This window comes from Microcoleus sp. CAWBG640 (assembly GCF_020883015.1).
Classification (GTDB): domain Bacteria; phylum Cyanobacteriota; class Cyanobacteriia; order Cyanobacteriales; family Microcoleaceae; genus Microcoleus; species Microcoleus anatoxicus.
This window is the reverse complement of record NZ_JAHRFC010000042.1, coordinates 26,781-52,342: the sequence shown is the minus strand read 5'-3', so window position 1 is coordinate 52,342 and position 25,562 is coordinate 26,781. Positions and strand designations below refer to the sequence as shown.

Annotated in this window: 14 protein-coding genes and 1 CRISPR repeat array; of the genes, 3 read left to right on the top strand and 11 right to left on the bottom strand. The window is 44.8% G+C overall.

The window, feature by feature from the left end:
• Both AAFP11_RS19705 and AAFP11_RS19700 read right to left on the bottom strand, forming a co-directional pair.
• Positions 1-3,075 (bottom strand): DUF4347 domain-containing protein (locus AAFP11_RS19705; protein WP_341738588.1); only part of this gene is annotated, 3,075 nt, incomplete at its 3' end.
• Between the two features lie 239 nt (positions 3,076-3,314).
• Positions 3,315-4,364: a UPF0104 family protein gene (locus AAFP11_RS19700; protein WP_341738587.1), complete on the bottom strand. Its 1,050-nt coding sequence runs from the start codon at positions 4,362-4,364 to the stop codon at positions 3,315-3,317.
• A gap of 105 nt (positions 4,365-4,469) precedes the next feature.
• On the opposite strand from AAFP11_RS19700, the gene AAFP11_RS19695 reads away from it, so the two are divergent.
• Positions 4,470-6,524, top strand: coding sequence for a S8 family serine peptidase (locus tag AAFP11_RS19695; RefSeq protein ID WP_341738586.1), 2,055 nt, complete (start codon positions 4,470-4,472; stop codon positions 6,522-6,524).
• A 517-nt stretch (positions 6,525-7,041) separates the two neighbouring features.
• A CRISPR array of direct repeats spans positions 7,042-9,149; the repeat unit is 36 nt; unit sequence GTTTCCATTCAATTAGTTTCCCCAACGAGTGGGGAG.
• A gap of 187 nt (positions 9,150-9,336) precedes the next feature.
• Here the strand turns inward: AAFP11_RS19695 and cas2 are convergent.
• The 9 genes from cas2 to cas10 form a co-directional block, all read right to left on the bottom strand.
• The gene (gene cas2, locus AAFP11_RS19690) at positions 9,337-9,618 is read right to left on the bottom strand and encodes a CRISPR-associated endonuclease Cas2 (protein WP_341735128.1); all 282 of its coding nucleotides are present in this window, start codon (positions 9,616-9,618) and stop codon (positions 9,337-9,339) included.
• 3 nt (positions 9,619-9,621) lie between these two features.
• Positions 9,622-10,611 (bottom strand): CRISPR-associated endonuclease Cas1, encoded by a 990-nt coding sequence (cas1, locus tag AAFP11_RS19685; protein ID WP_341738585.1) that lies wholly within the window; start codon positions 10,609-10,611, stop codon positions 9,622-9,624.
• A gap of 551 nt (positions 10,612-11,162) precedes the next feature.
• Positions 11,163-11,447: a CRISPR-associated protein Csx18 gene (csx18, locus tag AAFP11_RS19680; protein ID WP_341738584.1), complete on the bottom strand. Its 285-nt coding sequence runs from the start codon at positions 11,445-11,447 to the stop codon at positions 11,163-11,165.
• Between the two features lie 323 nt (positions 11,448-11,770).
• Positions 11,771-13,054, bottom strand: coding sequence for a hypothetical protein (locus tag AAFP11_RS19675; protein WP_341738583.1), 1,284 nt, complete (start codon positions 13,052-13,054; stop codon positions 11,771-11,773).
• 97 nt (positions 13,055-13,151) lie between these two features.
• Positions 13,152-15,152, bottom strand: a complete 2,001-nt coding sequence (locus AAFP11_RS19670) for an RAMP superfamily CRISPR-associated protein (RefSeq protein WP_341738582.1) — start codon at positions 15,150-15,152, stop codon at positions 13,152-13,154.
• The gene (locus tag AAFP11_RS19665; protein ID WP_341738581.1) at positions 15,149-15,541 is read right to left on the bottom strand and encodes a hypothetical protein; all 393 of its coding nucleotides are present in this window, start codon (positions 15,539-15,541) and stop codon (positions 15,149-15,151) included. The genes AAFP11_RS19670 and AAFP11_RS19665 overlap by 4 nt, the downstream gene beginning before the upstream one ends.
• On the bottom strand, positions 15,542-16,420 hold the full coding sequence (gene cmr4 / locus AAFP11_RS19660; RefSeq protein ID WP_341738580.1) for a type III-B CRISPR module RAMP protein Cmr4: 879 nt from the start codon (positions 16,418-16,420) through the stop codon (positions 15,542-15,544).
• Positions 16,417-17,589 carry a type III-B CRISPR module-associated Cmr3 family protein gene (locus tag AAFP11_RS19655; RefSeq protein ID WP_341738579.1) on the bottom strand — a complete coding sequence of 391 codons (1,173 nt, stop codon included), beginning with the start codon at positions 17,587-17,589 and terminating at the stop codon, positions 16,417-16,419. The genes cmr4 and AAFP11_RS19655 overlap by 4 nt, the downstream gene beginning before the upstream one ends.
• Entirely contained in the window at positions 17,586-20,705 is a 3,120-nt protein-coding gene (cas10, locus tag AAFP11_RS19650; RefSeq protein ID WP_341738578.1) for a type III-B CRISPR-associated protein Cas10/Cmr2, read from the bottom strand. The genes AAFP11_RS19655 and cas10 overlap by 4 nt, the downstream gene beginning before the upstream one ends.
• Positions 20,706-20,896: 191 nt before the next feature.
• On the opposite strand from cas10, the gene AAFP11_RS19645 reads away from it, so the two are divergent.
• Positions 20,897-22,078: a WYL domain-containing protein gene (locus AAFP11_RS19645; RefSeq protein WP_341738577.1), complete on the top strand. Its 1,182-nt coding sequence runs from the start codon at positions 20,897-20,899 to the stop codon at positions 22,076-22,078.
• Between the two features lie 172 nt (positions 22,079-22,250).
• Positions 22,251-25,472: an efflux RND transporter permease subunit gene (locus AAFP11_RS19640; protein WP_341738576.1), complete on the top strand. Its 3,222-nt coding sequence runs from the start codon at positions 22,251-22,253 to the stop codon at positions 25,470-25,472.
• Positions 25,473-25,562: the final 90 nt, after the last annotated feature.

Genomic DNA, 25,562 nt, shown 5'->3' with positions numbered 1-25,562 from the left:
GGGAGTCGGAGTTGTGGGAGTCGGAGTGGTGGGAGTCGGAGTTGTGGGAGTCGGAGTTGTGGGAGTCGGAGTTGTGGGAGTCGGAGTTGTGGGAGTCGGAGTTGTCGGAGTCGGCGTTGTGGGAGTCGGAGTTGTCGGAGTCGGAGTTGTCGGAGTCGGAGTTGTCGGCGTCGGAGTTGTCGGAGTCGGAGTTGTCGGCGTCGGAGTTGTCGGAGTCGGAGTGGTTGGGTTGACGGTAATATTCACACGATCGCTATCCGTTTGAGCACCGCCTAATTCTGCTGATGCGCGATCGTTTGTCGTCAAAATCAACGTATCGGTGCCACTAAAGTTCAGATTCGGCGTATAAGTTAAATCATCTAAAGCAGCATTAATATCAGCCTGTTTCCCCGTATAAATCAGGCTGTTGCTACCATTCCCCGATCCGGTAATTCCCGTCAGCGAATTCAGTTTCAGAGTGCCGCTGGTAACACTGAGATTGACTTCGACAGACTCGCTATCTGCATCCGATACAGAGATACTATTGCTGTTGCTAGCAGAGAAGATGCGAGGAGTATTTTGATTCGTCGTTTCTTTGCCGATATCAGTCGCAATGTTGACACTCCAACTGGCAATATTTCCAGGAGTAGTAGCATTGGAAGCTTTAGCATTATATTGGTTGGCATCAACTGCATACAATTTCCAAGTGCCGTTGGGATTAGTTTTATTGAAAACAGAAAGAGTCGAACCGTAAGGCCCTTCTGGTGCCCCTGTCGGTGTATTCTGAGGTATAACGAAAGGATAAATATCGCGAGCATTGTTTAACGAATAGTTACTCGGTTTGTAGCTGCCTGAAGCGATAGTTGGGACTGTAGAATTAGAAAAATCATAAAGAAAAGAGGCTGCATTATCATCTAACTTCAGCGTGACGTTGTTGAGTGGTTGTTCAGATGGAACGTGAGACATTAACACCACGTTTTGTCCTTCGGGCCCAACTAGCAAGAGGTTGATTGTCTGCGGTGAACCAGTGGGAGATTGACCATAGGTTTTAACATTGTTGAGAGTGATAGTAACACTGTCTACTTTTCCTGTTACACCTGAAACGTCAATAGCAGACGGATAGGGTGTCGCTAAAACGTTATATACAGCGTCTCCGCTGTTGATGGTAATGTTATTGGGGTTAGTTGTGGTGGTGGTTGTTCTTCCCGGTATTGAATTAATAGGAGATTGATTGCGACGGGAAAATTCCGAGGTATCGCCTGTAGTTTTGTTAGTAGCAGTAGCAGCGATAAGAGGTTTTCCTGCTACTGGAGTGTAGGCGAAGTTGATATTAGCATTGCCAGCACTATCTGTAGTAACATCTTGGAAACCTAGAAAAGTTTCACCTTGACCTGCACCTGCGGGGTCATAACTTGTATTAGCAAAGAATTCGACGCGGAAGTTGCTATTAGGATTGCTGTTGAGAATGCCCTTGACTGTGTTGCCGCTAACTGAGGTAAGAACGGGGTAATTTTGCAGGTTGTTGCTACCTGTATCCGCATCGCCCAAATCGTTGGGAGTGATGCCATTATTACCGATCAAGTCAATTCCTAATCTTTTGTTGTTAAAGATACGATTGCCTTGTATGGTGTTACTGCCGGAAGGTGCACCATTATTAATCTCAATGCCACTCCCTTTATTGTTAGCAATGATATTACCTTCTCCAGGTGCAGTGCCACCGATAGTATTATTCGGGTTTTTGCCTAATATCAAAATGCCATCGCCATCGTTACCTAAAGCTATTGTCCCCGTGGCATCAGTCCCAATGTAATTGCCAGTAATTTTGGTGTTTGTAACATCTGCCTTCGCAGCAAATATGCCTGTAAAGCCGTTGCCAGAGATGACGTTGCGGGAGATAATATTACCTGTTATGGGCGTGACAACGTTAGGAGGATTGTTTACATTGTAATTTTGGATTCTGATTCCACTGGAAGTGTTGCCTACAGCAATCGTACCGCTAATATCAGTGCCAATGTAGTTATCCTGGATTGTATTGTTGTTAGTCTGTACCGAAATGCCGTGACCTAAATTGAAATTTCCACCCTTTCCAAATCTGTTAATAACCAATCCTTGAATGGTGCTACCACTGGAATCTTCTGCGCCGCCAAAAGGGCTCTTGCCTAAATCTAAACCATTAATATAAATATAATTGGCAGATGAGGCTGGTTGTTGTACAAAACTGCCATTGAGTTCGATAATTGGTTTGCCAGCATATCCAGGTTGAGATTTGCCATTGATAATAACTGGGCTGGTGATGACAGGTAAGGCTTGATTAAGGGTAATGGTATAAGGGCCAGTACCGGGAATGTTAAAGTTAATTGTGTCTAATCCGGGATTGGAATTGGCTTGGTCGATCGCACTTCGCAGAGAACCCGTACCGCTATCATTGGTATTGGTCACGCTATAGGTAGCCAAAACAGACGCATAATTTTCCATTGCGTCTGACTCGAAGGCTAGGGGCGATTTAATGTTGCCGATTTTTTCTTCTAGTTCCCAATTCCCACCTAATTTTGCACTCCCCGTCAGATGCTTGGATGCGGCGATATTTGCACCGGTGAGGGATGCAATGCGGTGGAGGAAGAGTCCGCCGGGGAATAAATTCCTCGTCTCATAGCAAAAGTCCTCTTTAGAGAACTGTTTAATCGTGAGGTTATTTTCAGTCGGTTTCAACCGACTTTCGCTTTGAGACAGGGAATTTATTCCCTGGCGGACTTTCGGGAAAGCGCCGGATGCTGCTGCTACATTGCAGCCGTAAATCAGGATATCTGCATCAACTGTTAAGGCGCGCCGCCATTGTTGCAATTGCTGGCTATAAGCTTCTAGGTTATCGATAGATAGTCGGGTTTTACCGAGTTGCAAGCTTCCCGGTGCGCCGTGGGAAACTAGATGAATGCTGTCAATATTGGTGCGATTCGCTAAGACTTCGCTAATTTGTTCGATTCCATCTCTGTCGGAGTCGAGAATTATTGCTTCTAATCCCGATTTCACTCCATCCAGGAGTGTTTGATAGTCTGTTACTGCTGCATCGATAAATACTGCTGATAAAACTGGTATCATGGCTGTACACCCTCTGGAATCAAGTTAACAATTTTTCATAAATCCAGGACTAGCACACCAGAACTCAAAATACCCGTTTGTTTGACAGTAAAAATACCTAAAATTGTGATATTTCTGAGAACAAATCGGTTTTTTTTCAAGTCTTCAAGTCTTAAAATTTATTAATTGAGACTATGATACCCAGCCTACTTACGTAGGCAAAAATTTTTAATAAAAATACATATTTTCGACTTTCCCACTTACTTACTGCCCCGATCGCGCCTCCGATCAATTTTGGCCAACGCAGCACCCGAAACATCCGCCACAATACTGATAATCCGATACAAAGCCACCGCACTCAGAATTATACCCGTAGAAAAGCGATCGCCAAGCAGCGCGATCGCCGTAGCTTCAAATACTCCCATACCTCCCGGTGCACCAGGAACCACTAAACCCACCACAAAGGCAAAACAAAAAGCACCAAATAAGTTCGGAATATAGCCCAAAGGCACCCTCGTTAAAGCCATCACAGTTAACACAAAACCGCTTCCCCGCAATCCGATAAAACACATTTGTCCAATTAACGGTACTAAAGGATAGCGTTTAATTGGTAAATTTATTTTGTGTTTAGCCTTGACACTCGATGTTATTTTCGCTAGATTGGAGCTAGACTCTGTAGGTAAATTCAGTCCCTCAGCCGCCGACTCCCCAGAATTTGAATTTTTCCCATCCTGCTTCTTTAACTTCAACTTCTCTACAAATAGGACGATGGGATTCAGAATTCGCGGATGAATCGCCGTAAAAATAGCAGCAGCAGCCACAATCCGCAAAAACCAATTAATTTTATCAAAACATAGCAAGCCAATCAAAACACCTGCCGCAGCCATCAGCAGAGGTTCTAACAACACGCTGAGAGTAGCAACTTTCGGCGAAATGCCAGCCTTTTTGGCATCCAATATCCTACCCCAAAAATGCCAAATATTTCCTGGTAAATACTTGGCAATATTAGTTTTGAGAAAAACTTGAATCGCCCAAGCTGCATTTACACGTTGACGAAATTCCCGCAAAATCAACATCCACACCCAGCCGACAAAAATTAGCGAAAATAAAGTGCTGCCCAGGGCGATCGCCAATAAGGGAAAACTCGTAGCCGCAATTCGGATATTCGCCACTTCTTGCCAGTGAGTGACAAAAGCTTGGGCGATAAATAAAAACGTCCCCCCCAAAATACAATAGCGTAAATAAGGTTTGAGACGCGATTTTGCCACCTGGAAAAAGTTCTGAATTAGACGTAAATTTTTGTTTCCCATTTTCTGATACCAATTTTGAATTTGGGATTATTGATTTCTTAACCACAATCTCATGTTTTAAATTTAAAATTTAGATCGATCGCAATTATTACGGAGTATCTTTCTATGGCTGGCCCGAGTCCTGACGGTCGTTCCTATCTTTTAGATAATAGCCCCAATAGTTTCACTTTAACACCGGGCTTTTTAACTCCTTACCCAAATGGACTATTTGCTCTCGGCGGCAACGATTTTGTAGTCGGTGCGTCAGATGCCGATCGCCTCAGCGGTGATGACGGTAACGACAAACTCATCGGTGGAGCCAATTCCGACACACTCTTCGGTGGTGCCGACAATGACATCCTCAACGGCGGTATCGGTAACGACATCCTCTTCGGCGACTCCGGTAATGATACCTTGCAGGGAGGTAAAGGAGCTGACTTACTCAACGGCGGTAAAGGTGCCGACGTTTTGATCGGCGAGGGCGGCAAAGATACCCTGACAGGAGGGTTGGGCTCCGATACCTTTGTCTTCCGCACCGATGGCGCAGTCATGGATTTGATGGCGGCAGACATAATTACTGATTTTAATACTTCAGTGGATGCGATCGGACTCACTGACAATCTTACCGAAGCAGACTTAATCCTCGAACAACAGGCGATCGGCCCTTCTATTTCCGATACCATAATCAAAATTCGCCAATCCGGCGCTATTCTAGGCGTAGTTACCAACAAATTGCCACAAGATCTGACTGGTAAATTCATCTCTGCAACTCCCGTATTGAGCAACCAACTCAGCCAAGCCCGCGACATCGGCATTCTCAGCAGCCCTCAAACAATTACAGACTCGGTTAGCAACGCTCAACCAGAGGATATTTACCGCTTTAGCTTATCACTAACTAGCGACTTCAGCTTAAATCTCAATGGTTTGAATACCGATGTTGGTCTTACCGTAATCAAAGACATTAATGGCGACAATGCTGTGGACTTCACAGATATTATTGCTTCGGCTCAAGAGTCTAATTTATCATCAAAATCCCTACAACTAAATGCTTTGGCACCAGGAACTTACTACGTGCGAGTTTCTCAATCCCAAGGTAATACAAACTTTACCCTAAATCTGTCTGCAACACCCACAACTATTTCTGCCAACAATCTTAACAACTTAGAAGGTTTTGACTCTCGTTTTGGATTTGGTTTAGTCAATGCCGCCGCCGCCGTTGCTAAAGCCCGAAACAGTCCCACTTTTCCTGATGTTCCAGACTTAGGCGGCGACGACTGGGGCAGAGATTTAATTAAAGCCCCAGAAGTTTGGGCCCAAGGGTTAACTGGAGACGGAGTTGTGGTAGCGGTAATTGACAGCGGAGTTGACTATAATCACCCAGATTTGACCGGGAATATTTGGAGTAATAATGGGGAAAACGGCATTGATGCCCAGGGTCGAAATAAAGCTAATAACGGGATTGATGATGATGGGAATGGCTTAGTGGACGATTTCCGCGGCTGGGATTTTGTGAACAACGATAATAACCCCATGGATGATAACAATCACGGCACTCATATAGCGGGTTTAGTAGCTGCGAAAAAAGATGGAGTGGGGATGACAGGTGTGGCTCCCACCGCCAAAATTATGCCTTTGAAAATACTGGATAGATCCGGTTCGGGAAGGATTAGGGATGAAATTGCTGCGATTAATTATGCAGTTGCTAATGGGGCGAAGATAGTTAATGTAAGTTTGGGTGGCTTACAGTTGAACGAACCAGAATTGAATGCGATTCGAGCGGCGGAAGCTAAGGGCGTAACTGTGATTTCTGCTGCGGGAAATGATGCTCGTCCCCAGGCAGATTATCCGGCTCGGTTTGCTAATGAGGCTGGAATTGCTGTCGGTGCAATTGAGCGGAACAAGCAGTTTGCTGATTATTCTAACCGGGCTGGAACTGAATTAATTAATTATTTTATTGCTCCCGGAGGTGACGGTGGTAAAGCCGATTCAGGGGATATTTATTCCACTGTACCCCTGTCCGTACCGGGCATTCCTTATCGTTATTTCGCGGGTACTTCCATGGCTGTGCCCCAAATCGCTGGGGTAGTAGCTTTGATGTTGCAGGCTAATCCGAATCTGACTCCGACCCAAATTAAGCAGATTCTGGCAGAGACGGCAAATCGATCGGATATCATAGTTTGAATTTATGCGTGGGGTGGGGCGGGTTTCACCAACAATCTATGTGAAAAAACCAAAAATCTCTAAAACCCGCCCCCACCCAACGACAAATCCCAATCTAGATTTTTGAAAGGCGATCGCACATTAGGTTAATCTAGATTATGCGTGGGGTGGGGCGGGTTGATCTAGATTGTTTATATGTATCAAATATTATTCGTAAAACCCGCCCCTACGATGACCTGTAGGGGCGGGTTTCACCAACCATCTATGGGAGAAACCAAGAATATAATAAACCCGCCCCCACCCAACAAACAATCCAAATACATATGTTTTAAAGCCTCGCACAAATCAGGTTAATCTAGATTATCGGCGGTGTGGGGGCGGGTTGATCTAGATTGTTTGTATTCATCAAATATTCTTCTTAAAGCGGAGTGTGATATACATCACCCCAGGAATAACAGCAATAACCTCAGCAGGTATGTTACCAGTTATCGCAAAAAAGATAAGTGTAGCGACATAGCAAGATCCAAAGAATAGAGCATTAGAAACCATAAGTACCTCAGTAACGAGTGGGGAGAAGAATGAGAAATTTAGAGATTTTGTAAGATCACAGTACGAGTTTCCATTCAATTAGTTTCCCCAACGAGTGGGGAGCCGCCTCAACGGAAGATATAAACACGATCGCCTGGAGTTTCCATTCAATTAGTTTCCCCAACGAGTGGGGAGCGATAAGACTGCCAAGAAGTCCATCATCAAGGGTAAGGAGGGTTTCCATTCAATTAGTTTCCCCAACGAGTGGGGAGCCTGCGTAACATGATGCTCAATGATATCGTTGTGAAGTTTCCATTCAATTAGTTTCCCCAACGAGTGGGGAGTCTGTAAAGAGTATGGGGTAGAGTTACCACACCACTGGGTTTCCATTCAATTAGTTTCCCCAACGAGTGGGGAGATGGCAGCATTGAACACCACTTTGGCTTCACTACCGCTAGCGTTTCCATTCAATTAGTTTCCCCAACGAGTGGGGAGGTTAATTAAATCCCCCACAAGTGACTTGATCGGTGATGTTTCCATTCAATTAGTTTCCCCAACGAGTGGGGAGGTAGCCCTACTGACTCCAAGGGCCGACCCATGGTGTACCGTGAATGGTTTCCATTCAATTAGTTTCCCCAACGAGTGGGGAGAGAGTCAACCACCTTCAACCAAGGCTCGGCCTATTGCGTTTCCATTCAATTAGTTTCCCCAACGAGTGGGGAGGATTACCTATTCAAGGATATCCTCACCGCATAGTACAAGTTTCCATTCAATTAGTTTCCCCAACGAGTGGGGAGGGTATACAGTTAATAGATGGTCTGGTCATACTATGTTTCCATTCAATTAGTTTCCCCAACGAGTGGGGAGTGATGCTAAAGGGTGAAGCAGTAATGTGCGACAAGTGTTTCCATTCAATTAGTTTCCCCAACGAGTGGGGAGTGTCTCAGGTTCACACAGGTACGAGGCGAAGTTTCCATTCAATTAGTTTCCCCAACGAGTGGGGAGCTAATGAAGCAGGGGATACGGTGTACCCTAATCAACTACGTATGTTTCCATTCAATTAGTTTCCCCAACGAGTGGGGAGAAACGCATATCATCACGCACGGAAAGGCGTCGCGATGGTGCTGTTTCCATTCAATTAGTTTCCCCAACGAGTGGGGAGGGTAAAAAAATCATGTGTTCCACAAGCAAAAGACTTTATGAAGGTTTCCATTCAATTAGTTTCCCCAACGAGTGGGGAGAAGAGAAAGAAGCTCTTGAGTTCAATCAACTGGAAGAAAGTAAGCAAGGTTTCCATTCAATTAGTTTCCCCAACGAGTGGGGAGTTATTCGACGCAGAATCTGCGTCAGTCGAGGTGGGCAAGGAAAAGTTTCCATTCAATTAGTTTCCCCAACGAGTGGGGAGGTCAGTTATTACAATCGAAGTTGCCATCGAGGATTTAGAGTCCTTGATAGAAGGTTTCCATTCAATTAGTTTCCCCAACGAGTGGGGAGGCCTATCAAAAGGCTTTTGAATACCGTGCTGAAATACCTTCCGTTTCCATTCAATTAGTTTCCCCAACGAGTGGGGAGATTCCAGCCGGAGGGCTGCAATATGTAGCACTGTCGGTGGCAGTTTCCATTCAATTAGTTTCCCCAACGAGTGGGGAGCTGCATGGTCATTGAGCGATCGCCCAGACGACAACGGCTATTTCGAGTTTCCATTCAATTAGTTTCCCCAACGAGTGGGGAGCCTGCGTGGGATTCATCCCTGGCAACATGGACATCCAAGTTTCCATTCAATTAGTTTCCCCAACGAGTGGGGAGCAATGATTGACCCCGATCGCTCGTATCGGTTGTACTACAAGATGGTTTCCATTCAATTAGTTTCCCCAACGAGTGGGGAGAGGTAACAACTACCTTGGGAGTATTTAAGCTTAAGACTATGTTTCCATTCAATTAGTTTCCCCAACGAGTGGGGAGATATCTCGGTATGTTCAGTGGGGAGTAGAGACTGGTGTAGCCAGTTTCCATTCAATTAGTTTCCCCAACGAGTGGGGAGATGTATTGCAAGACTTGGGAGGACTTTGTTCGTGATTATACGTTTCCATTCAATTAGTTTCCCCAACGAGTGGGGAGTCCTCTATATTAAACCTCATACAGCGCAAGATGTCTAGAGGCCATTTGCGAGGCTCAGGAATTTTTTCTAGAAATCACACCTGTGCCCGCTAAACAAAAATCCTGAAACCCTTACCCAGTAATGCTGCGAGGCTCCCGACACAAAAATGACGTTTCAGCCAATTTATCGCCAGCCTCGCAACACCAGCTAAATAATCACTGATCCAGGTGCTTTTGTCACCGGTGCTCCCACTCCCAAAACCTCCACCTGTCCCAAAGTATGACGAGACACCGGATAAAACCGGATGCTATCCTCTTCCAGATTTACCTTTTTCCCAAGTCGCGATCTTAATTCATCAAACTTAGCTCGACTGAGTACACACTCAAAAGCACTATACTGCACCCAAGTCCCGTAACCTTCCAACAAATCATGCACTTTACAGCGCCGTTTATTGTCAGGAATATCGTAAATCACCACATAAAAAAGCACGGCTTAGCGAATTTGGTAAGGTTTGTAAAGCTCGGTTGGGTTATAAACGAACTGTTTGTAATCTTTGATTTGTTGGTTCAGCAAATCCCACTTAGGTTGTTTACCAGAATCCGTTTCAATTTCCTCCTCCATACGCTCTAAAAAAGCTTTCAGGTATTTGCGTCTCCCAGAATCATTTAAGAAACATCCGCCGTTACTATAGACAAAATCATTGCCAGCATCCACAAATCGGCGATTGACTAAATAAGTAACTAACGAATCAATAATTGGTGCCCGAAATTCCTCAATCAAATCCGAAGCCAAAGCCGCATGGCGTTCAGTTCCCTGATGCAAACAAGCCGAATACGGATCGAGCCCTTGCAACTCAATCAAACTCAACAAATGATTCCAGAGAACTTGATAGCCAAAACTGAGCATAGCATTAACCGGATTACCCGGAGGGCGGCGCGACCTACCCACAAACACAAAATCAGGATTGCTCAAACACTCTTCAAAAGCCGAAAAATACTGAGCCGCCCCCGCACCTTCCATCCCCATCAACTTCTCAATAGTTTCAGCCTCCCCAGCTTTCTTAATTAAATGTTCCAAACAGTTAATCGCAAAAACAATCACATCAGAAGCTTGTCGGCGCTGCTGTCGCATCAGGATCACCCTGCTGTTTTTCAGCTTAGCTTGCACAATGCGTCTGGCTACTTGCAAACGTTCTGCAAAACACAACTGTTGCTGATAGCGAGAGAGTTGCCGATAACCACGTTCGATCGGAAGAATCCGCCCATAACAGTAACCCATGCGGGAAAGATAGGCAATGGGAATATTCCGCCACAGACAAGTCCTAATTGCTTGAGTTGTGACTTGAGATTGACCAAAAATCAGCAGTTGTTCGAGGAGAGGAAGCTGAACTTCACCGAGTACAGATTCGCCTTTTTTGATGACCAGCATTTCTTGGTGCAAAGAAACATAACAACCAGGTTGAGAAACGTAAACAGTACGCATAAGCAATAATTAGGTAATCAGAAACCGGGTTTTTTGCGAAATACTTAGTCACACCACCTAAAAACCCATAAAAACCCGGTTTCTTAGATTTTGGGGTAGCCCAGAAACCGGGTTTTTGCGAAAATACTCGTTACCGACGCAAAAACCATGAAAAACCCGGTTTCTTAGATTTTGGAGTAGCCAGAAACCGGGTTTTTGCGAAATACTTCGTCACAGCACTCAATAACTGCAAAAAACCCGGTTTCTTAGATTTTGGGGTAGCCAGAAACCGGGTTTTTGCGACAATATTCATTACAACACCCAAAAACCCTGAAAAACCCGGTTTCTTAGATTTTGGTGTAGCCCAGAAACCGGGTTTTTGCGACAATATTCATTACAACACCCAAAAACCCCGAAAAACGCGGTTTCTTTAGTTTTGACCCAAATCCCGATAAATCAAGGTTGATGGAGATTATTGGTTGTGTGGGGGCGGGTTTATGTAGATGGTTGGTGGGTTTCAAATATTGTTGGTGAAACCCGCCCCTACAGCATTTGAATGGAGATATATAAATTTATTTTCGTTCTAAATCTTGCGAATCTTGCGGGAGAATTTGCGATGATTCCGAGCCATAATCTAAGGGATTTTTTATTTCTTTGGCGCGAGAAGGCTGGAGGTAGCGAACAATTTGGTCGGCGATGGTGGATGCAAAAAAAGTGGCTACTGTGACTAGGAATGTATTAGAAATTACGGCCGCTAATCCGAGGGGTGCGACTAGGAGAATGATGAGAGTGATGGTGCCGTTGACGGCGGCGAGGGAAAAGTTGCGGATTGTGGATGCGCGAGATGTGATGTACATAGTTGTGTTATTTTGGGTTGAATATGGATGGTCAAGTTTGGTTGTAGATGCACGCTGAAGGTAAAAATTTTAGTTAAGTTTGTGAGGCTGCCTGGGGTTTAAAACCTAGGTTCAAAGTCCGCCAGGGGTTAAAAACCCCAGGCTCAAAGCTCAAGTCCTCTTAAAGAGGACTGGGGAGTTTATGAGTAAGATTGTGCAGTCAGTTTCAACTGACTTTTGCTATGAGACGGGGGTTTTTAACCCCCGGCGGATCGGTGAAAGAGTGGTAGATTTCTTGGCTTATTTTTGCATTTCGTAATGAATTGACTCCCACTTATCTATCATTAACTCTCCAACACCTCTTTCAGTAAATCACAGATTTTACTATTGATAACATTAAAGGGATTCTTGTCTGGTACTACTGTTTTTAGACGCAAAATATCCCGCAAAATTTTAATGATTTTTCCTCCATCTTCTAGTTCCGAAACACCTTCAAAACTGTGGACACAACGATTCCGCTGTTCGCAATATTCGTTTAATTGTTCAATGGGTTTCAATAAGCTATCAAACTCTTGCTCGTAGCATTCCAAAATTGCAATCAACACGAACCGACTGGGAAATCCTTCTGAAAACCTAAGTTTTTGACCATTCTGAAGCTTGTAGTTGTTCAGAAAATGTTCGAGATTTCCGTCATCAAAAGCTTTAAGTCGATGCCAAAAATGTTGAGTTTCTGTAGTCTTTTCCGGTAAATCAAAGCCCAGCTTCGTTTCCACTAAAAAGCGGAGAAATCCCTCTTGAAATCTGAATACATCCACCAAAAAGTCTGCATATTGCTGATTTTTTAGTTTGATTATAGCTTTGAAATAAACTTCTTTGAACAGGGCTATTCTATTTTTTTGCCGGAGACTGCTGATTTCTGAGATGAATTCAGGTTCGACAAGATTAGCAAAAGGCTGGATGGCGTTGAAAGCGCGGTTAAAGTCAAAAGCAAGGCGGTACTGACCGTACTTAAGCAAAGCAATAATGAGGTTGGTGGAGAGATTGCTATCTTTGAGAGTTACTAAAGCGCCACTGTAATTATAATCTTCAATTTGTTTCTTGACAACCTTGAAATCAAATTCATTTTTCAAAGTATCGACATTAGTTTGAAAAACGCGATGCTGTCCCTCTTTCATTTCTCTAGGATTTCGCACCTGCCAAACCGAACTGTGGGGAGCATATCCAGCAGCTTGTAAAAGGCTCCAGGAAGTTTTCATCACAGGGGTTCCAGAAGAAGCATTAAATTCCAATCTGTCTTGTTTGCTCAAGAAGGGAATTGCTTTTTCTAGACCTTTTCGAGCTTCTTGAACTGCTAATAAGAGACTGACTGGATCTTTAGAAAGTTCTGCACCGACTGGGACTAATTCGATGCTTTCTTCTGGGATGTGAAAATCTTTGCCTTGCAGCCAATGTTTGGTATCGCTAGCTTTTTCAAGCATATCTTCAGTGTGAAGGAGAATGACGCGACGAATGCTGTATTTTTGGTCGAGAAGGTGTCGGATTAGGGTGGCTATGGAACCTTGTTCGTTGTTCTTTTCGGAGTAGGGGTCTTGGCTGCCGACGAAGGAGAGGACGATGCTGCTTGCCATTGTTGTTACCTGGATGATTTGTGAGAAGTTTTAGGGAGAAATGGGCAAGCCGGATGCTTACCCGAACAGACAAGAGAAAAAAGGTGCGATCGCATTTTTATCTGCGTCGAGGGCCGGGCTTAGGTGAATTTGAAGGTGGTGGCTGACTGCTTGAAGACATTTGACCGTAAACTAAAATAGCTCCTTGTTTTTTAAGTTCTGTGGCTAACTTCAAACGGTCAGGATGATTGCTACCAAAAATAGTTACAACTTGATAAGGCGAATCTGCTGTAAAAATTGACTTAATCCACACAAAAGAAGGAGTTCCTAATTCTCCGCCGACATTGGCATTGCCACTGCCGCCGCCGTTGCTGACTCCCTTAAATTGAGGGTCGCCGTACAGCAGATTCAAAGCAGCACCCTTTACATTGGCGCTATCGCCTTCATTTTGCCAGTTTTTCACCTTCTCTGGATTGAGCAAAACAGTATCTTTTAAGAGCCAAATTTGAGCATTACTATCCAACACATCTTGCTGGCGTTTTTTGGTTCCTGGTTGACCAGGACTGCTGGTATAATTCTTAGTTGAAGGCTGTACAGCTTTAAAAGCATCGGTAACACTTTTAAAAAAAGTCCGCCACTGCTGCTCATTGCCAACAAGCGGTAAACTATCACCATCTACGAACCAATAACAGCCGCGCATCCGACGATTTAACAGGTGCAAAGGGCGGCGAGAACCGCGTCCAACTCCTCCAAGATGAGAACCTAGAATCAGGCAACGTTCTATTAAGCTCAAATACTTGGCTTCTGTAGCCTCCAGAATAATTTTGCCTGTATACAAATAAGGCTCTTGGCGTTGAGATGGGTTAATGCGAGTGCTTACTGAAATTTTGCCTTGTTGCCCCAACTTGCCAAACATTAATTCTTCTAAAGTTACACAAGTTTCAGCATCATACAAACCCAAAGCTACAGCCCGAAACCAATAGCGCAAAATACCCCGAATAGCTGTCGGTCTAAATTCAATATTTCCTTGGTAATTGTTTTCTCTTGTGGGCGGGTTACTGCCGTACATCCCTTGAGTCCAAAGCTCAAAATCAAAGCTTTTGCTGTGGGCTAACTGTGCTTCTTGGCTGACAGTGCGGCCGTAACCACCGCTGACACGAGAACCAATACCGCCAGTCTTTAGCGCATTTTCTAGCCATTTTTTTACAACCTCAACTTTGTCAGCATATTGAGTTCCTGTCGGACAGAACCCGATCAGAAATTGAGGTTGTTCGAGAGTAAGCAAAGGATGCGGTTCGGGGTTGTAGATAACTTTTTGCTCAGGATTTTGCCAATGCCATTGAGGAGTTGCTACATCCACGCTGAGACAAGGCTTAGTGGGGAAAGCATCCAAAAATTCAATTTTTGCAGCTTTGGCAGTTTTACCTTCTAGCATTCCCAATAATTCCTGAATTTCACCTTTGTTTGAATGGTGTTTCTCAGCCCAAGCTAGTGCGGCCCCTTTGAGACTGGAAGCGGGAATATAGGGAATGCCGAAAACGGGATGCAGCGCGGGTAAAAGTAACTCAGCAAAGCCACGAGTTCCTCCTACTCGCATTCGCCAGCTAAAAGAAATTTTGAAAGTATTGCTTTCTCCGCCAGCTAAATTGAGAGTGCGTTGATTGAGTTTCTCATACAAATAGCTGCAATCTTTTTCAGCATTGACGGCAGATTCCAGTACGGGTTGTGGGAGGGGTTTTCCCTGTCTGTCGCGTCCAAATTCAGCGAAATTAAGCGCTTGTAACGGGTTGCCCATATTCCGGGGTGTTTTGGGCGGTTTTGCATCCGATTTTTGATTGGATGGCGATGGAGGAGGAGCACCACTGGCGATGCGACAGTCGATGCGATCGCACCACAACTTAAATTTAAAAAGTTTATCTCTCAGCGGTTGAATTTGCCCCTTAGCTGCTTTGCAAGTTGCCTCGTCAGCAAAGAATAGCGTCAGTACACTATTGTCATAACCGCCGTAAATTGCGGATGCAAATTGTTTCCCCAATTTCGAGTTACTTTTTTGCTCTGCCGCTATGAAATCCTGCCAAATATCGCCGGGATTTCGAGATTGATTTGGTTTAAAATTCATCCTTCCTCCGCTTCTCCTAGAATTGGCGTTGCCCAAAATGACCACTCTCGCGATAGTTCGATCGCCAAACGGTTTAATCCCGCATAAGCCTGTAATTCCATACCAAACAAAGTGCGCGGATCGTCGGGAGCAAAAGCCACTTGACTTAAACTTTGCAAAGTTTTCAAGAACTGCTGGTAAACTTGACCTTTGTACTTAGTTTCTCCAGTTTGGTATTTGAGTCCGTCCCCTGCTAAGCGGTGCAATCCCCAAGTAGAGACGTAAGAAGGCAAACTTTGCACAACTGAACTCGCCTTTTTGTGATTGGCAAAATTAACTGTCTTTTTGACTTCCAGCAAGCCACTATATGCCGCATGACTAAAATCTCGCGTGTCTAATTTCAACATCATCTATTCTCCTTTGCTGAATTTAATTTCTACAGTTTTGTTGTCTGTCCAACCCCGCCCAAGTCCTTCTAAACCGCCAAATTGCAGCTTGTCTTTCAAGATAGTTTGGAGAGATTGGCGAATCTTTTCTGTTACCTGTTCATTTTTCCCTGGTTTGAGTCCCCAAGGAAAAAACAGAATGGTTTCTGAGGGAATCGCTTCTTCTGAGCGGAAAGAACCATCAGAGGCAGTTTTTTCACCGTCTTTGATCGCAATGCGGACTTCTCGCTGCAAACCAGTTTCTACCAATGAAGCACAATCTTGATTTGAAAGAACCACTAATTTTTGCTTTAAATCAAGAATGCCGCTGCCATCTGGAATTTGTTTTAAGCATTCCCAGACAGCAGCTTTTTTATCAATCCGTTCTACATCTGCTTCTTTCAAAATTGCCCCTTGCAAGTAGATTTGATTGCCAGAAACAGAAGTAATTGCTTTTTTGGTGCTACTTTCCTCTTCGAGGTGCGATCGCCACTCTTCAATCACCTTGCCTAAATCTTCATTTTGCAGCCAGCGGTTCCACCGACTCAGCCACAAAGGGCAAGTTATCCACACAAATTGATGGCTGAAAGAAGCTACAGGAAATAGCAACAACGTGGCATCAGCAAACCAGACTTCGCCCTCGGTTGGTTGACTGCCATCCTTGATTTTTTCACCGAACAAAGTTCCAGCTTCCTCTGGGTGCATCGTTGCTAAAACGGAACGAATTTTGCCCCGCAAAGAAGAAGAAGGGATATATGGTAGTTCGTTAAAACTCTCGCGGGCAATTCCCATCATATTACCAGCTTGAGCGCTTGCACCTGTATGCAGCGGAGTCAAGAGATAAGTGTAAGTTAGATAATTCATGGTTGTGATTCCTTGTTAATTGATTGACTTTCAAAATGAACCCAAAGTAATTCCGAGTAACCTAACTGCCGCCAAAGGCGAACCTTTTTTTCTTTATCCTCCTGAAACAACTCTTTCGGTTGATTCAAGTAATACAAACTACCGGGCCGCGCGACAAACACTTGGGGTGCTGGAATACTTTTTTCTGGTGCATCTTTGTCTCGAATGCGGCAACTTATTGGCAGTGCGCTGGCTGTTGAAACGCTGACTAATGGCCCAATTTTTTGATTGCTATTAACTGCATGAGCTAATTTCCATTCCGACGGCCACGCACGGCACACTGATCGACGGTCATTGTTACTTTCCCAGCGTTCAAATACTCCGGGAGTGACGAGATAGGCAATTGATTTGCCATGTTCTTTGTCGCCTTTTTTAAAGTTTTCCTGACCTTTCGTGAAGTTTTTATGAGATAATTCTTGGAGTTTTTGCCATTGGTTATCTAAGACTTCTACCCGCTGCAAAATGGCGCGGTGTCCTTCACCGCCTAATTGAATTATCGCTGGTGTTTCGATGGCTTGATCGAGACCGATCGCCAAACTCCAACCTTCCTTTAAACGAATGGCATTTTCGACAAAATATCCGTCAGCGTCTTTGACTTGTCGCGTGCCTTCTTGAAGGGCATTGTGCGATCGAGTTTCAACTAACCAAGGTTCGATTTCTGTTTTTGTTTTGTCTTCTGTCAGCCAGTCACCTCTGTTAATTTTACCAGAGTCTAGATAGTTTTGTACAGTGGTAAATGGCAAATATTCCCTGAATTTGTAATTACCAATTTCCTCATCTTTGCGTTCATTATCCTTGTTGCGATCCGAAGGTTTCACCAAAGGACAAGGCTGTTGTTTATCCCACAATGCTTGGTGCAAGTTAGAGTTGTCATCCCAGGCTAAAGGTACAAGGGGAATTGAGCCGACAAACCCGATGGGACGAGAGAAATAAAGGGTTTCATCTCGGCACAAAAACGGGCCAGTAATTCGCAAATCTATCTTGTCTCCTAGCAGTTTCCGCAAAGCCCCAGCAATGGTGTGTCCATTGGGAGGAAAACTGCTGCTTGCCCAGGCTCTTTCTCCTGGTGTAAAGGGTTTGGCATCCCTGAACAATAAAATATCGAGAGGGGTAATTGTGTACCAATTCATTGACGTTCACCTCCTAGTTTGATATCGCGGTTGCGGATGAGAAAGGCGGCGAGTTTCAGCCAGTTGTTAATTTGCCGATCGCACTCTGTCCCAGCTTCAGTTTTCAGCCATAATCCTTGCAAAAACTGTAGCAACAATCTTTGAAATTCTTGCAGCATTAATTCATCGCCTTTCAAAGCTTCTCGGCGACTGCAAAAGGCATTAGTCCACGGTTCAATTGCCTCATATATCGGTGCAGGATGCTGACTCCAGATAGTCGCAGCTTGCTCAAAAATTGCGCTGTCTAAATCGGGAATAGCAATCAATTCTTGCCATTGATGGAACACATCAAACTTACAGGTAGCTTGCAAAATGTTGCCATTACCGTAGAGAATGCGAACTTGCACAGCATCCTTTTGTTTGCCATCAGGCGATTTATGTTTTTTGGCTCCTTCTTCTTTTCCTTCTGCTTTCCACAAATTCTCCAAAGCGATCGCCATCGGTACGGAATGGTGAGCGATAACAATGCCAAAACTAATCGTAGCCTTGTGTCCCATTGTAAATAAGGGACGTTCAGATAAATTATCCGGCAATTTATCCCCATTCCACCGCCAGTAATCTCCCTCACTAATAAACTCATTTTTGGGGTCATTAACACCTTTAAAACATTGGCGAATATCCCACAGCCAATTATCCCATTCCCAAAGATTGGTATAGGCTAAAACATCATCGCCACCGCCATAAATTAGCCGTCCAGCGTAGCGCTGTTCAGTGAGATAAGGAACTAATTGATTTGAGAAATCTAACAAAGCCCGACTCAAAGCGCTGTGAGTAGAAGGCCCCATGCGCTTTTGCACTTCCAGAAACTCTTTAAAGGACTCCCGAAACTGCTCCGGCATTTGATTAATATTGCGGTGCAAAGCATCAGGAAGATAATGTTTATATGCTTCTAGCTTTGTACCTTTGAGCCACTCACCCATACCGTCGCCATCGCCAGCAGCTAAAACGTACCAATCCGTTGGATTATTGCCCGGAGCAAATAATTTAGAAATGGATTCTCGCAGTTTCCTCAACTCTTCTTGTTTAGCTTTTTGTTTTTTAGTGTGAGTAAATGGTTGGTCAGGATTATCACTTTTTGGGTAATAGTCATCAATCAACCAGCCAGCATTCAGCAAGCGCGGATTGTGCCACTTAGTGTGATTTTTGGCAATCCAAGGAATACCCCAAGGTAAATTTGCTGGTGCATATTCACCGTCATTTGTCCATTTAAAATCACCGATAACTTTTGCACAAGATGCCAAAAAGTAGTTAATAGCTTGCTGATTCCCTGCTGCTTCCATTGTTCGCAGCCAGCCAGCTACACCCGAACTCAAATCGGGATAAAGAACAGGTATTTTCCCCCGGTGATTTTCGGCTTCCCCTGGAAATAGTTCTTTGAGCAAAATTTGGTGCAAACCGCGCTTGATGATTTCGGTGGCATTGAGTTGTTCAATACCGTCGAATAACCCCATATCATAAGACCAAAATTCCCTAGTTTGTTCCTCCGTAGCCCAATCATTGTGTTTGGAATTATAGGTGGGATGCACGGCAGATCCTATTCCTGAAACCGTGGAACGGGGGCCAAAGGCAGTAGGCAGTTGCCAAGTTCTAGAATTTTTAACAGCATTGAGACTGAAGCGAAGGGAGTCAAAAATACTCGCCCACCAAGAGCCTGCATTCATATTAGGCTGCTTTGCTCTAAACTCGGCTCTGGTTTCCGGTTGAGAGAGGTTTTCTTGGGACTTGGGAGATGTGTTTCTAAATACAGCTTCCAGAAACTTGTATTCTGGCTCGATAAATAATTTTGGATGCGGATTAGCAAAGTCATTTTGCTTTTGAATCCATGCTTTGTACTCAGTTTCTTTGCGGGGGGAATGATGTAATTCAGCATCAGAAGAACCGATCGGCACTGCTGTCCAGTATGTCTGCCACTGTGTTTTTAACCAGCCCTCCCAAGTTTGGGATTTGATGTTGCGCCACTGTTCGCCGCCTTCTGTTTTGTCTGCTTGCAGGAAAGCTAATACTTTTTGCCCGATATTTTTCCATTCTTGGTGCAGCGTTGCTTCAGCATAAGCCATCGCTGCGCGAACTGGATTGCCGCTGGTTGTTTCTGCACCTTGACCATTATTAGGCAAGATCATTACTAAGACATTGGGAAATCCTGCTGTGAGTAATTGTTGCTCCCAAACTGACTGGGGCGGCTGTTTAATCCACTCTTGAAAATCGGGATATTTTTGTAATAGCCAGTGGTCAATTAGCGGTTGGGCGTACAAACAAGGGTAAAGCAGAGTATCGGGGCCGTATTTCTGGGCGATCGCCCAACAAACTTTGGCAGAAAGATAGTGTAGCAGCCAGGAACCAGCCCAAAAATCTCGCATTTTGCGGCTGGATTTGATTAATTCTTGTACGGGGGTAAAACTGAAGGTAGCGACATAAGGGCGCGATCGCGACCAATTGCGATCGCCTTTTTTGGGATAATCTTCTGGATTGTCGGAATACCCTGCTAATCCTCCAGCTAAAGCAGAAGTCATAGTAACGTGACTCCATAAAGAAGCATCGGGAATGCGCGTTTCTGCGGGCAATAAATGAATGCACGGCTCATCTGTTGCTGCTCCCAAAGAGGTAGAAAGTGCCTGTGTATAGCACCGCCACAACCACCAAAATACTTTTTGCGGATCTTTCCATTTTTTAATAGGATCGAGTGCAGTTTGTTCAACCCAATCTAAAAATTTCGCGCGATCGCGATCGATAATTCGGTGATGCCACTGTTCTAAAATCAGAGTTTGTGCTTTTCCCGATAACAAGTGGCGTAGCTGTAACCCTTGACTGTCATAGAGTACGGCACTGTGTTCCGGTGGCAATCTACCAACAGTAGTCCGATCGCTTGCGGCTGCGATTAAATCACACAATCCTACATACTTCAGCCAAGTTCCATTCAAATTGGTTTGGGAATGAGTTGCTGGTTCTTTCGGAGACTTCCAGCCCTCCATACACTGCAACTGTTCCCATCCCCCCTCCCGACTCATGTCTCGATGCAGCGACTTGAGGACTGGATCGTGCATCAATCCCCAAATCTTGGCTTGCCAGAATGTTGACATTGCTGTTATTCGCTAACGATTAAACTCAATATACCAGCCGAGCCAGCTTCATGTCTCAATTTTCGCAATATTCATTAAACGTGTTCTCAGCCACAAAGCTTTCCAAATAATAGCTTCCAGACAATTCTATATTTTTATGTCAATATTGTCTTTTACTTGAAATTTCAGCAACTTACTGATATACACCCATCATGGCCAAAAAACCGACCCCTCACCCCTACGCCGATCGACTAACGTTCGATCGCATCATGCTCCTCATCGCCACATTAGTAAACCATCCCGGAATCGGACACTCTGACACCGAAACCTCCGACAGTAAATATCACGATGCTTTACTAGAAGTCCAATCTCAATTGCAGAAAATTGCCGCCGAATACAACATCGAATTTCCCGAAAACTATCCCGCAACTCCCACCATTCGTAAAGACTTAGAAACTTTGCGCCACTACGGCATACTGGATAAAAGAATGTATCGATTCGGCTACTATCTCGGCACCGGTGCAATGAATCGCGAAGAACTACTATTCGCATTTCAAGCGATCGCATCTCAAGCCAAATATCAGGGAAATCCTCAAGCCCGCAGAATTTGTGAAAAACTCACTAAACTGTTGCGGGGATTAGATATCGAACTCAAAGGCAAATTGTTTTATCCCGTTCGCGAACACCTGAATCGCGCGATTATTTACACCGATCCTGTCGAAATGGTCGATCGCCAAGAATATCGCAATACCCTATTTCACAAACTAGACATGGTAGAAACAGCCATAGTTCGAGGCCAGGCGATCGAAGTTTACCGCGAAAAAGATTATTATGGTAAAGGCAATGTCGGTTTCCGGCGAATCTGGCCCCTGCAACTGATTTATCACGACATCGCCTGGTACCTGATTTCCGAATATTGCGAAAACGGGCATTTGAAAGTAGAACGGGTGAATCGCTTTACCGACTACTGCGAAATTATTGATGTAGAAGGGCGTGGTTTAGCCCCACAGTTACAAAGTCTGAAAATAGCTCACAAATTGTTAAAAAACGGCTGGGGGCTGTTCTTGGGCAATCTAGAGCAACAGCAGGCAGAATTGGAGGGAACGCTGAAGTTGCAAAAAGTGAAGGTGCGATTTTTTCAGAAGGTAGTGGGATTTATTCTAGAGGGCGATCGGCGACATCCGCGACAAAAAAAGATTAAGGAAGGCCCAAGGGATAGTTTTGGCAATCTGCTATATGTGGATTATCAGATCGATTTGCCCGATCGCTCTTTGAACGAATTTAGTCTGTGGGTTAACAAATATATGGAAAACGCCCAAGTGCTTTCCCCGCCGAGTTTGGTGGAAAAACACCGACAAGCAGCGAAAGATTTGTGCGATCGCTACAATTTGTAAATCCAAATTGTTGACAGAGGATAAAAAAGCCGATCGCCACTGATATCGTTCTCCATTTTGGGCGATCGACTACCTCTTAAGGCATATTCAAAAAAAAGTTTTTGAGAATTTATTTAAATTTATTATACTACTCGTAATCTGGGTCAGTAAATATTCTAAAATATCAAATCACATGACAGCCGATAAAACCGGATTTAGCATTAGCGCGATCGCCATTCGCCGCCACATCGGCACCCTGATGCTGACACTAGCAATTATCGTAGTGGGCATTTTTTACATCACCCAACTACCCGTTGACTTGCTACCCTCCATCACCTATCCCCGGATCAGCGTGCGCCTAGACGCCCCCGGAGTTTCTCCAGAAGTCGCAGTTGACGAAATTACCCGCCCCCTCGAACAAGGACTTTCAGCGACAGAAGGCGTCACCCAAGTGTTCTCCCGCACCCGCGAAGGACAAGTCAGCGTCGATTTATTCTTCAAACCGGGCGGAGACATCAACCAAGCCCTCAACGACGCCACAGCCTCAGTTAACCGCATCCGTAACCGACTCCCAGACACAGTTGAATCCCCCAATCTGTTTAAATTTGACCCTTCCCAACAGCCAGTTTACGAATTTGCGCTGACTTCAGACTCGCGCCAAGGCGTAGATTTGCGAGTATTCGCCGATGACGAATTAGCCAGGGAAATTAACGTGATTCCCGGAGTAGCTTCTGTTGACGTTTCCGGCGGCGTTCAAGAAGAAATTCAAGTGAATATTGACTTGAATCGCCTGCAAAGTTTAGGAGTTAATCTTAACGACGTTTTTAGTGCTTTGCGATCGCGCAATTTAGACACTTCCGGCGGCAGACTGCGCCAAGAATCCAACGAACCGCTGACTCGCACAGTCGGCCGCTTTAAAACAGCAGCAGATATCAAAAACCTATCCTTTCAAATATCCGGTTCCAACCCGCCAAAACGAGTTTACCTGCGCGACTTTGCCACAGTCAATGACGGCACGAAAGAACAGCGAGTTAAAGTTTTTCTGAATCAAAAACCAGCCGTTAAAATTAGCATCTTGAAACAGCCGGATGCCAACACGATTACGGTTGTGGACGGAGTGAAAAATCGCCTCAAAGAAATGCAGGAATCCGGCTTGATTTCGGCAGACATGGAAGTAGTTACTACCTTAGACGAATCCCGATTTATCCGCAATTCCCTAGCCGATGTGGCCAATGCGGGAGTTTCCGGGGCAGTGTTGGCTGCGATCGCCGTTTTGTTCTTTTTAGGTTCCCTGAGACAAACCCTGATTATCTCTCTGACTATTCCCCTGTGTACTCTAGCAGCCATTATTTTAATGCGGCTATTCGGCTTATCGCTGAACTTATTTAGTTTAGGTGGTTTAGCCTTGGGAATCGGTCAGGCGATCGACACCAGCGTCGTTATTTTAGAAAATATTGTAGTCGGTCTAGACAGCAACCCTCATCTCAAAAAAGGCAGAATTAGAGATAGAAAAGAACGCACAATCGAAGAGTCAGTAATGCGGAGTCAAGAAGTAGAATCAGCAATGGTTGCTTCCACTGCCGCTAACTTAGTATCAGTGCTGCCATTCTTGCTAATCGGTGGCTTTTTTTCGCTGCTATTTAGTGAATTAATTTTAACAATTTGCTTCGCAGTAGCAGCATCTCTGGTAGTAGCTTTAACTATAGTGCCGATGCTCACTTCTCGCTTGATGGGAATGTCTTATTCCAGTGGCATTAATAAGTTCGGACCGATTAAATATTTCAATCGAGGCTTTGAAAACGGTACGCGCGCCTACAGTTCGATGCTGTCAAAAGTGCTAGGTTTGCGACTAATTATTATTGTACTCGCTTTTGTGATTTTAGGCGGCGGAACTTGGGTGATGGCTAGTCAAATCCCCCAAGAAATATTGCCAAGAGTTAATACAAGTCAAGCCAGATTATTTGCTTTGTTTCCTCCCGGCACTAACTTGGAAACCAATCAAAAAGTAGTGGCCGCCGCCGATAAGCTGCTGTTAGCACAACCAGAAACCGAGTACACTTTAACCACAGCGGGTGGGCTGCTGTTCGGCAACAATACGATCGAGAATTTGCTCAGGGGAAGCAGCACGATTACCCTAAAAAAAGGTACGAGTACGATCGCCTTTACCGAAAGAATGACTGAGGAATTAAAGAAAATAGACGTTCCGAAAGGAACTCGCCTGCGCTTAGTTCCAGAAGGGATTAGAGGTTTAGTTTTAACTAATTCTCCAGTCAGGGGCGGCGAAATTGATGTCATAATTCAAGGCCCAAGTGAACAAGCATTGCAGGAAGCAGGCCGTAAGATATTAAAAGAGTTAGATGAGAAGGTAAAATTAGCCCGGTTTCGGCCGGATGGAGACGCGCCGCAGTCGGAAGTCCAAATTCGTCCAGATTGGGAAAGGGCATCTTTGTACGGGCTGAGTGCCCAAGACATTGGGGAGACAATTCAGACAGCCATTGAAGGTACTGTTCCAACTCAATTGCAGCGGGGAAACCGCTTGGTAGATGTGCGCGTGCAGTTCGATCGCACTTCTGTCAAAAATATCGCCCAACTGGGACAAATTCCCTTATCTGGCAATAATAGCATTGTCCGTTTGAGTGATGTGGCAAAAATTGCGATCGGCAAAGCGCCGGGAGAAATTCAGCGTCTTAATCAGCGGCAAGTTTTCTTAGTTGTCGGAAACTTAAATCGGGGTGCAAGTCTCGGAGATGCTGTCAAACAAGTCGATGTAGCTTTGTCACAATTGAAGTTGCCGCAGGGAGTGAGAATTGTGCCTAGTTCGGCTGCGGAAACTAACAATCAATTGCAAACTTCGCTGAAACTTTTGGGCGGGTTGGCGACGTTTTTAGTATTTGTGGCGATGGCGGTACAATACAATTCTCTGGTTGACCCGCTGGTGATTTTGCTGACAGTACCGCTGGCGTTGAGTGCGGGTATTTTCGGGCTGTATGTGACCAAAACTGCGATCGGGGCGACGGTGATGATCGGGGCAATTTTGCTGGTGGGAATTATCGTGAATAACGGCATTATTATGGTGGAGTTGGCGAACCAAATTCGGGAAGAGGAAGGAGTAGATCGCACAACAGCAATTCTCAGGGCTGCACCTCAACGTTTGCGTCCGATTTTGATGACAACTATTACCACAGTTTTGGGTTTGTTTCCCCTGGCTTTGGGGATTGGAGAGGGTTCGGAGTTTCTGCAACCTTTGGGGGTTGTGGTGTTTTCGGGTTTGTCGCTGGCTACTTTGCTGACGCTGTTTATTATTCCCTGTTTCTATATTTTGCTGCACGACTTTTTTGATATGTTTGGGGCGAAGCAGAAGCCGCAGACAGTTGCTATTCCTGTGCAGAAGGCGGGGAGAAAGAATGCGAATTAAAAGTGTTATATTTCCACGCGCTTTGCCACAATCCGGCAGGGGTTTAAACCCCTGCCTCAAAGCGAAAGTCGGTTAAAACCGACTGTAGAT